Consider the following 223-nt stretch of genomic DNA (forward strand, 5'->3'; position numbering starts at 1 on the left):
ATTGTAGGTCTATTTGTAAATACAATACCAGTTCGAGTAAAACGAGAAGCAGATATGACAGTTGTGGAATTATTAAGAAGTCTCCAAAAACAAGGAACAGAGGGAAGTAGTCATGGTTATTGTTCGTTAGCGGAAGTTCAAAGCCAATCACAATTGGGTTCTAATTTGATAAAAACATTGTTCGTATTTGAAAACTATTATATCGATAAAGAACGATTACAAA

1 protein-coding gene is annotated in these 223 nt (G+C 32.7%); it reads left to right on the forward strand.

Features of this window, described 5'->3' with window-relative positions; translation table 11 throughout:
- A partial coding sequence (locus tag MR167_RS33875) for a condensation domain-containing protein (protein WP_242316325.1) occupies positions 1-223 on the forward strand: 223 nt, incomplete at both ends.

The sequence above is a fragment of the Bacillus cereus group sp. BfR-BA-01355 genome, assembly GCF_022663675.1.
GTDB classification, from domain to species: Bacteria; Bacillota; Bacilli; order Bacillales; family Bacillaceae_G; genus Bacillus_A; species Bacillus_A thuringiensis_S.